Raw genomic sequence first — 8,206 nt, 5'->3', positions numbered from 1 at the left:
CATTGTTTTTTGGCAATTTCTGATGATTTTTTAGCTATTTACACGGAGTTGTTTGAGGTATGAATAATTTGGGATAAAAGAAAATGTAGTACGCGGAATCTCCAGTCAATTCATTTTCGGAAATCCCGATCCGATAAAATTGGATCTTTTTAATGATTTTTTATCACGAAGCAGTAAGAGAGCTGGATTAAACAAACGAATCACCAGCCACTTCTTTAGACACTCTCATATCTCTCTTTTAGTAGAACTTGGCACTCCTATCCCACTCATCATGGACAGGGTCGGACATAGTGATTCAAAAGTAACTATAGAAATTTATAGCCATGTTACAAAAAGTATGAGTGATGACCTAATCGAGAAATTAAATGATATTTTTGCCCCCTCTGTGCCCCCTTCTACTTAATCAACAGTTATAGATGATTGAAAATACAGTGTTTTAGGGACATTTGGCTAATCACCATTATTTTATACCCCAAAGCCCCACCTTTTTCAAAAAACACCATCCCCTTCCCTCACTTTCCTTGCTGCAGCATTACAAAAATATGGTAGAATAAACACATCATTTCAAAAGGATTATCGAGTCTATGTATCGTTTTTTAACCAGCCAACCTCCAGCGCGGCGAATCTTTATGAGCTTTGCCCTGGTGAGTTTTCTTGGATCACTTGCCTTGAGCCTGCCCATTTCCCAGACTCCGACATCTTTAGCGACGTATTTTGATCATCTCTTTATGGCCGTTTCCATGGTCTGTGTAACCGGGCTATCGGTAGTACCCCTTTCTGAAACCTACAGCATCTGGGGCCAAATCATCGCCATGCTACTTATTCAGATTGGCGGTCTCGGTTTCATTAGTTTTATTGGTATTTTTTATTTACAATTCCAACAAAAGCTAAGCTTTTCCAACCGAGCTGCCATTCAAGAAAGCACGAGTTACACCCAACCTCGGTCCTTAAAAAGTTTTGTAAAATCGGTATTTCTCATCACCTTCCTCTTGGAAGGAATTGGTGCTCTCCTCTTAAGTTTTCGCTTTGTTCCCTTGCTAGGCTGGACTGAAGGTCTGTTCACTTCGGTCTTTCTGGCTATCTCAGCATTTTGCAATGCAGGCTTCGATAACTTGGGACGCTCTAGCCTGATTCAATATCAGACCGATCCGCTGGTCATTCTGACCATCTCCTTTCTCATCATCACCGGCGGTTTAGGATTCTCTGTCTGGTTTGATCTGCAAACCAATTTACTGGAAAAACACCCGCTGAAACGCCTCCGCTTCCATACAAAAATTGTTCTAGGGGCCTCCGCTTTCTTGTTGGCCTTCGGGACCATTTCCACCCTGATTAGCGAATACCACAACCCTGCTACCTTGGGAACCTTAAATTTCTGGGACAGCTTTTTAGTCGCCTTCTTCCAAAGTGTAACCGTACGAACCGCTGGTTTTTCGACAGTGGACTTCACCCAAATGCGACCAGCCAGCATTATTTTCCTAGCTCACCAGATGTTTATCGGTGGCGCTCCAGGCGGAACTGCTGGCGGTCTTAAGGTGACCACCTTCCTGGTCCTCTTGGCCTATGCCAGGGCTGAGATTCTCGGTCTACCGCATGTGAACTTGTGGAAACGGACAGTCTCTCCAAAGACGGTCCAAAAGTCCTTCACCATTCTCATGGTCTACTTTGTTTCCCTCATGTCCAGTCTCGCCCTCCTGTCCTACTTTGACGGCGATAGTCACCGTTTTCTCTATATCATGATGGAGGCTGTCTCAGCCCTTTCCACCGTCGGTGTCAGTGCCAATCTAACTCCGACCCTGAATCAGGCCTGTTTAACCATCATCATGCTCCTTATGTTTATGGGCCGGATTGGCCCCCTAACTCTCTTAATTTCCTTTGCCGATCGAAAACCTAGTCGAAAATCAACTCTGAAATATGCCAAAGCCAATCTCTTAGTTGGCTAGAAAGGATTAGCATGCCAAAACCAACTATTGGCGTTCTAGGCCTAGGGGTCTTTGGACGCAGCATTGTCAATACCCTCAGTAAATTTGATTGTGATATTATCGCCGTGGATGACCATGAAGATGCCATTAACCACGTTGAACCTATGCTAACTCACGGAGTTGTTGGCGACTTCACCGACTTCGACCTCCTCCAAGCAGCCGGAATTGATACCTGCGATACAGTTGTTGTAGCAACCGGCCAGCACTTGGAGTCCAGTGTCTTGGCTGTGATGCACTGCAAAACACTGGGCGTTGAAAAAGTAATTGCCAAGGTCAAAAGCAAAACGACCCGCCAAGTCCTTGAAAAAATCGGGGCCGACCGTGTCATCTCACCCGAACGGGAGACCGGCGTCTCCCTAGCCAAACACATCCTCCACCGGGAAACAACCGACATTATTCAATTAGATCGGGATGTCTCCATCATTGAATTTTATCCTCCCAAACGCTGGATTGGAAAATCCTTGGCCCAACTGGAATTGCGCAAACACTTCCAACTAAATATCATCGGCTTCCGTGAACACCGCAATAGCGAGCTCAACATCCACCTCACCCCCAACTACATCTTTAAAGAAGGGGAGTTGTTGATGGCCGTAACCGAAAGCCAGATTGTGGATAACTTTGAAAAAGTTATCAATCTACTCTAAGGTAAAAAAGGAGTGGGACAGAACTACCCTTAGTTCTTGTCTTACTCCTTTTATACTCTTTGAAAATCAAAACTATTCGTTGTCAACTCGCCTTGCCGTACGTCTAGTACTGTCTGCGGCTCGTTTCCTAGACTATTTTCGATTTTCTTTGAGTATTAATACTAATCTGACCTTGTTAAGCACCCAGACTCACCTCTGTGCTTAAAAATCTGCTTTATCTGGATCCAACTGTCCCTTAACTCCTTGGAGTTGATCCAAAACCTCGATAGCTTGGGGAGCAATCGCCAGTCCTTCAATGGCTAAGTTAGCCTGGATATTTTCGGGACTGGTTGATTTTGGAAGAGGTAGGAAGCCCTTGTCCAAGGACCAAGCCAAGGCTAGTTGGGCCAAGGTTAAGTCTGCTTCACGCGCCAACTGAGCAGCTTCTTCATTTTCAAATAAAGTTCCTGTTCCAAATGGGCTGTAGGCTTCTAGCAGGATTCCCTTATCCTGGCAGTAGGCAACCAGTTCTTTTTGCGGGGTTCCCGGAGCCAGCATAACCTGGTTGACCTGGGGCGTTACTTCTGCGCTCTCCAATAAAGCCTCCAAGTGGTGTACCATAAAATTCGACACACCAATAGCCTTGATTTTCCCTTCCTGGTAAAGAGACTCCAAGCCTTTCCAAACCAAGGCATTGCGTTCCTGCCAAGGAAGGCTGTCTCGACTAGCTGCCGGATTTGGCCAGTGGATCAAAACGAGGTCTAAATAATCTACACCGAGTTTGTCCATTGATTCTAGGATTGACTGGCGTGTGTCTTCCACACCATTCTTATCATTCCAAACCTTAGTGGTTACAAAGATTTCTTGGCGATCCAAATTACTGTCAGCCAAGGCACGACCGACACTGGCTTCATTGCCATAAATCTGTGCCGTATCAATATGACGATAACCAGCTTCCAAGGCATAAGAAACTGACTGAACCGCCAACTCTCCATCCGGAATTTGCCAGGTTCCAAAACCAATCTTAGGGATCTGAATCCCATTTGCGAGTGTATAGACTTCCATCTCAGGCCTCCTTTGTTTTCCTATAACCACTATAGCAAAATCTACAACCAATTACCAAGATTTATATAAAGAACGACTGGTTTCCCCAGCCGTTCTTTATCTATTAATCTTCCTGATCCCGGCCGTGTAGGCCTTTTTCTTTTTGAATTTGTTTCAATTTTTCAGGCGTCACATCATTGCCATTTTCATCAACCAATTTGATCCCTTCAATATGGGCCTGCAAGCTGCGACGATAACCTTGAATGTACTCCTTGCGAAGAGCCGCTTGCTCTTCCAATTCCGCCTCCGTTAGACCAACCTCTTTTTTCTTCTTGGCCAGTTCATTGATGCGTTCGATTTTTGAATCTTCCATTTTTTCTCCTATTTAGTTTGAAGTAAGGTAAAGTGGGCGAGACGGCTAGCTTTTTGGCGTAAGCGAGCCAAAAGCGCTAGGCGATTGGCACGAACGGCAAGATCCTCAGCCATGACCATATTGTTTTCAAAGAAGTCAGCAATCAGCGGTGCTAGATCAAAGAGCTCCTGCATATTCGCAGTCATATCCTCAGACCAGCTTAGACCATCGACTGCCTTCGCCAAAGCCTTCTCGGAATCCGATTCCAATAGACTGGCATCAATAGCCACTTCTTCTGCTTTCTCTGCTAGGTTAAAGACCCGTGACAGATTCTCAACAGCTTCTTTAAAGCCTTCGGCTTGCGCCGCCTGGGCTAGGGCCTTGGCTGCCAAGAGACGAGAGGACACCTTGAATTGACTATTGGCCAAGACTGCCCGCACAATGTCTTTGTTAATGGATGCATCCATCATTTTTTCAATCCGCGCATTAAAGAATTCCAAAATTTCTTCTTTATGTTGATACCATTGATTTTGGAAGAAGGCATCTTGTAGCTCACGCAAGTCCAGATCCCAACCAAAGGCATCCAAGATCCGGACAATCCCCTGGGTTGCCCGACGAAGAGCATAAGGGTCGTTGGAACCACTTGGAATCAAACCAGCTGTAAAGAAGGACAGAAGGGTATCCATCTTGTCCGCCACCGCCAAGACAGCTCCAACACGGCTCTCTGGAAGAGCTCCTTCACTGGAGTTTGGCAGGTAGTGCTCACGGATCGCCTGTGCTACAGCTGGCTTTTCGCCAGCAAGAAGGGCATATTTCTCCCCCATGATCCCTTGCAATTCATCAAACTCACCCACCATACCAGTCAAGAGGTCAAATTTATAAATCGCTGCCGCACGCGCTAGATCTGCCTGCTCCTCTAGACTCAAACCAACCTGGTCTGCCAAGTAAGCTGCAATCTGAGCAGTCCGCTCCATGTGTTCAGCAAGGGTTCCAATTTTTTCATGGAAGGTTACCTTGGTCAATTTTGGAAGCAGGTCTTCAATGGCCAATTTCTGGTCCTCTTTCCAGAAGAACTCTCCGTCTTCCAGACGGGCTACCAAAACCTTTTCATTTCCTTTCACAACATTCGCGATGTGATCCGCATTTCCATTCCGAACAGAGACAAAATGTGGCAAGAGTTTGCCTTCCTGGTCTCGAACCACAAAGTAACGTTGGTGCGCCTTCATGGAGGTCACCAAAACTTCTTCTGGCAAGTCCAAGTATTTGGGATCAAAGGAACCTAAAAAGGCCGTTGGGTACTCAACCAGGTTCAACACTTCATTCAAAAGGCCTGGATCAATTTCCACCCGAACCCCGTGTAACTCTTCCAAGTCCCGGATTTGATCCTGAATCATTTGGGTCCGCTCAACTGGATCCGCAATGACAAAGGCTTGACGCAGATCAGCCTCATAGCTGTCCGCAGAAGCCAAGCTAACTTCTTGCCCCAAGAAACGATGACCACGACTGAGACGACCTGATTCCAGGTTCAAGAAACGAGCTTCCAAGAGCTTGTCATCGACCAAAAGGGTCAGGGTGTGAACTGGACGAATGTATTCAAAGCGATAATTAGCCCAGTGCATGCTGACAGGGAAGGTCATAGCTTCCAAGGTTTCCGTCAACTGAGGCAGGATTTCTTCTGCAACCTGTCCCTTTTCTTCCTTGGTTACATAGACATACTCTTCACCCTTGATTTCTTCAAAACGAATGGCATCTATTGTCAAACCTTTACCACGAACAAAACCTTGGGCAGCCTTGGTAAAATTGCCTTCTGCATCCAAGGCAATCTTTTTGCTTGGCCCCTTGAAATCTTCGACCAGGTCCTGCTGGCGGTCTGCCAAGCCCTTAACCCGAACCGCTAGACGTCGGGGCGTCGAGAAGGTTTCAATTTTTTCAAAATCCAAACGATGCTGCTTCAAGAAGTCTGCAACACGTTGGCCTAATTGATCCATGCTGCGTGTTACAAGGTAAGCTGGCATCTCCTCTAAACCAAGTTCAAGCAATACTGTCTTTGTCATCTTAGTCCTCCTCTGCTAGTAATTCTTGGCGGCTGGCTTCATCCAACAAAGGATAGCCAAGGCGCTTGCGCTCTGCCACAAAGGTCTTGGCAACTTCCCGTGCCAAATTCCGAATACGTGCAATATAGCCAGCCCGCTCTGTCACGGAAACAGCCCCACGCGCATCCAAAAGATTAAAGGTATGGGAACACTTCAAAACATAGTCATAAGCAGGATGAACCAGAGCCGCTTCCAGCGCAGCTTGCGCTTCTGCTTCAAACTTGTTGAAATTCTCCAGCAACATCTCCTGATTACTCAACTCAAAGCTGTATTTTGAATGTTCAAATTCAGGTTGGTTAAAGATTTCACCATACTTAACGCCTGCTGTCCACTCGATATCGTAAACCGAATCCACTTCTTGAATGTAAGAGGCCAAGCGCTCCAAACCATAGGTTACCTCAGCCGTCACCGGTTGGGTCGCCAAGCCCCCTACTTGTTGGAAGTAGGTGAACTGAGTGATTTCCATTCCATCCAACCAGACTTCCCAACCAAGACCCGCAGAACCAGTTGATGGATTTTCCCAGTTGTCTTCAACAAAACGGATATCATGCTCAAGAGGATTGATTCCCAAGACTTCCAAGGATTGCAAGTATAATTCCTGAATATTACTTGGACTTGGCTTCATGACCACTTGGAATTGATGGTGCTGGTAAAGACGGTTAGGATTCTCTCCATAACGTCCATCCGCTGGACGACGTGAAGGCTCGACATAAGCAGCATTCCAAGGCTCAGGTCCAATAGCCCGTAAAAATGTATAGGGACTCATGGTTCCGGCTCCTTTTTCATTGTCATAAGCCTGCATCAACAAACAACCTTGGTCACTCCAAAACTGCTGCAAGGTTAAAATAATTTCTTGAAAGGTAAGTTTCTCTGCCATAATGACCTTCTTTCTAAATGTTCTCCCTCAACCAATTCCAGGGAACAAAAAGAACCGCCTTCTATCCCCCTGTCTAAAGACAAGGGGCGTCGAAACGCGGTTCCACCCTATTTTTGCTTGTTTAAGCCTTCATTCTTTATCTACTGGTAAAAAGGGCCACTTATTCCTCTCCTATCCGGCTTCCACCACCCCGAACTCGCTATCAGTCGATGAGAATAATCAATCTTTTCAGGATTTATTGTAACAAAAGGAATCCGTATACGTCAATAGGATTTTAATGACATTATCCTAACTAGACTTTTTACGTTTTTTAGTAGACACCAAACTCAAGGTTGCCATCATACTGATTCCAGCAACTGTTAAATATGAATTTGCTTCCCCAGTATGAGGGAGAGTCTCCTTAGGAGCTACAGTTTTTAAACCTGTAACCCTATTATCTCTCTTTTTACTAATAACAAGTTGTTCAACCTTATTTGTAGCATTCACAGATTTATTTTGAGGTTTGTTACTAGTAGATGGAATATAAATCAAGTCATCTAATTTTGCATCATCTTTTAATTCATATTCATCTAATAACAAACTTTTTTGTTGCAACTCTGATTTCAATGCTGTGAGTAATAACAAATCCTGTTTCAGTTTTTCTTGAGCGTCTTCTAATTTTTTCTGGACTAGCTCGAGGTTTGATTTCGCTTTAGTGTAATCTTCATCAGCTTGTTGGAGAGACTTTAATTCAGACTTCATTTGTTCAAGCTGCGTATTTAGATTCTTCAAATCTTCCTCAGCTCTTGACACCGATTCTTGAGCTTGTGTCACTTTCGCTTTTAACTCTTCGTAAATAGCAGTTTCCCGTGCTAAGATATCTTGTAACGGAACTAACTCAGACAGTTTGCTTTCAAGTTCTTTTTTTACAATTTCAAGATTTCTTAGTTTTTCTTGATTTCCTTTAGTTAAATCATTTAATCGATTGATCGTTTTACTTAATTCATCACCAATTACTTTTTGTGAAGATTCAAGCTCTTGTTTATTCTTTGATAGAATCGAGGACTGTTCTTGAAGCTTTGTCTCTTCAGAAGCACTTACTAATTCAAACTGTTTAAGCCTTTCAACAGCACTTGAATACTTCTCATTCTCATGATGAACAGTTTCTTCCCAGACATACTTATACTTAACAAAAATCAAAATCTGAATTATAATAGATAGTATGAAATTCACACAAGATCAAATTAAAGAATTAAAAT

The 8,206-nt window shown here is 44.3% G+C and carries 8 protein-coding genes; 3 read left to right on the top strand and 5 right to left on the bottom strand.

Annotation, left to right across the window (positions count from 1 at the left end; genetic code table 11):
• Nucleotides 1-73: 73 nt before the first annotated feature.
• The 3 genes from N4310_RS06285 (at nucleotide 74) to N4310_RS06275 (ending at nucleotide 2,623) form a co-directional block, all read left to right on the top strand.
• Complete coding sequence (locus N4310_RS06285) at nucleotides 74-403, top strand: tyrosine-type recombinase/integrase (RefSeq protein ID WP_338092447.1); 330 nt, start codon at nucleotides 74-76, stop codon at nucleotides 401-403.
• Between the two features lie 181 nt (nucleotides 404-584).
• Nucleotides 585-1,940, top strand: a complete 1,356-nt coding sequence (locus N4310_RS06280) for a TrkH family potassium uptake protein (protein WP_160333032.1) — start codon at nucleotides 585-587, stop codon at nucleotides 1,938-1,940.
• Between the two features lie 11 nt (nucleotides 1,941-1,951).
• Nucleotides 1,952-2,623, top strand: coding sequence for a potassium channel family protein (locus tag N4310_RS06275; RefSeq protein ID WP_160333031.1), 672 nt, complete (start codon nucleotides 1,952-1,954; stop codon nucleotides 2,621-2,623).
• A 201-nt stretch (nucleotides 2,624-2,824) separates the two neighbouring features.
• On the opposite strand, the gene N4310_RS06270 is transcribed toward N4310_RS06275, so the two are convergent.
• From N4310_RS06270 to N4310_RS06250, 5 genes are all read right to left on the bottom strand, one after another.
• Nucleotides 2,825-3,667 carry an aldo/keto reductase gene (locus N4310_RS06270; RefSeq protein WP_160333030.1) on the bottom strand — a complete coding sequence of 281 codons (843 nt, stop codon included), beginning with the start codon at nucleotides 3,665-3,667 and terminating at the stop codon, nucleotides 2,825-2,827.
• A 103-nt stretch (nucleotides 3,668-3,770) separates the two neighbouring features.
• Entirely contained in the window at nucleotides 3,771-4,019 is a 249-nt protein-coding gene (locus N4310_RS06265; protein ID WP_179924214.1) for a DUF896 family protein, read from the bottom strand.
• An 8-nt stretch (nucleotides 4,020-4,027) separates the two neighbouring features.
• Complete coding sequence (gene glyS, locus N4310_RS06260; RefSeq protein ID WP_262092506.1) at nucleotides 4,028-6,052, bottom strand: glycine--tRNA ligase subunit beta; 2,025 nt, start codon at nucleotides 6,050-6,052, stop codon at nucleotides 4,028-4,030.
• Between the two features lies 1 nt (nucleotide 6,053).
• Nucleotides 6,054-6,968: a glycine--tRNA ligase subunit alpha gene (glyQ, locus tag N4310_RS06255; RefSeq protein ID WP_160333027.1), complete on the bottom strand. Its 915-nt coding sequence runs from the start codon at nucleotides 6,966-6,968 to the stop codon at nucleotides 6,054-6,056.
• Between the two features lie 288 nt (nucleotides 6,969-7,256).
• Nucleotides 7,257-8,147, bottom strand: a complete 891-nt coding sequence (locus tag N4310_RS06250; RefSeq protein WP_262092505.1) for an LPXTG cell wall anchor domain-containing protein — start codon at nucleotides 8,145-8,147, stop codon at nucleotides 7,257-7,259.
• Nucleotides 8,148-8,206: the final 59 nt, after the last annotated feature.

The sequence above is a fragment of the Streptococcus danieliae genome (genome assembly GCF_025447695.1).
In the GTDB taxonomy this organism is placed as follows: Bacteria; Bacillota; Bacilli; order Lactobacillales; family Streptococcaceae; genus Streptococcus; species Streptococcus danieliae.
Note: the sequence above shows the minus strand (reverse complement) of the source record. Positions and strands in the feature narration are given on the sequence as shown.

Coding starts and splice junctions, on each gene's coding strand:
- N4310_RS06275 (WP_160333031.1), top strand. CDS start 1,952: ATGCCAAAACCAACTATTGGCGTTCTAGGCCTAGGGGTCTTTGGACGC.
- N4310_RS06270 (WP_160333030.1), bottom strand. CDS start 3,667: ATGGAAGTCTATACACTCGCAAATGGGATTCAGATCCCTAAGATTGGT.
- N4310_RS06265 (WP_179924214.1), bottom strand. CDS start 4,019: ATGGAAGATTCAAAAATCGAACGCATCAATGAACTGGCCAAGAAGAAA.
- N4310_RS06280 (WP_160333032.1), top strand. CDS start 585: ATGTATCGTTTTTTAACCAGCCAACCTCCAGCGCGGCGAATCTTTATG.
- glyS (WP_262092506.1), bottom strand. CDS start 6,052: ATGACAAAGACAGTATTGCTTGAACTTGGTTTAGAGGAGATGCCAGCT.
- glyQ (WP_160333027.1), bottom strand. CDS start 6,968: ATGGCAGAGAAACTTACCTTTCAAGAAATTATTTTAACCTTGCAGCAG.